This is a genomic window from Teichococcus deserti (genome assembly GCF_001982615.1).
GTDB lineage: Bacteria > Pseudomonadota > Alphaproteobacteria > Acetobacterales > Acetobacteraceae > Pseudoroseomonas > Pseudoroseomonas deserti.
Genome location: NZ_MLCO01000564.1, coordinates 1 through 706 on the forward strand (window position 1 = coordinate 1; position 706 = coordinate 706).

Sequence of the window (706 nt, forward strand, 5' to 3'; positions counted from 1 at the left end):
GTTGGTGTGCGCGCGGGGGAGTGATAGAGTGGACGTTTGATTGAATGGTGTTTTTTGTTTAGTGCCCCCGACGTCACTGGGGAGGAGACGCGTAAGGTCGTCGGCAGCGTCAGAGGTGTATAAGAGGCAGGGAATGCGCGGTCGCCCGGCAGGCCGACGGCATCGACCGCGCATTCCTCGATCGTCGGGTCGGGCCAGAGCCGGCGCGCCTCGCCGCCGCCCAGGTGGCTGATCGCCAGCCGGCGGAAGGCCCAGTCCATCACCGAGGTGGCGCAGAGGATATCGGCATCCCCCTCGACCAGGCCCGAGGGGCCGAAGCGGGTATAGGAGAAGGCCGTGACATAGTCCGACAGCGGCACGCCGCGGGCCAGGCCGATATTCACCGCCTGCAGGAAGCCGTCGAGCAGGCCGCGCAGGGCGCTGCCATCCTTGCCGCCCTCCTTGCCCATCGACAGCCCGACCTCGATCAGGCTGCCGTCGGCCGCCTCGGTGGTGCGCAGCAGGACGCGGTGGCCGCCGACCACGACGCGCCAGACATTGCCGCGGGCGGCGACGGCGGGGCGCGGCGGCGGAAGTGGGCGGGCGGGCTCGGGCCGGGCCAGCGGCGCCGGGGCGGCGGCGTGGAGGTAGGGGCGGATGGCGGCTTCCATCGCCTCCCGCGCCTTGTCGGTGACCGGGGCCAGCAGCGCCTCGGCCTCGCGCTCGC

The 706-nt window shown here is 72.0% G+C and carries 1 protein-coding gene; it reads right to left on the minus strand.

Features of this window, described 5'->3' with window-relative positions:
* The coding region (locus tag BKE38_RS32710; RefSeq protein WP_474104359.1) for a TSCPD domain-containing protein at positions 1-706 on the minus strand (706 nt) is incomplete at both ends.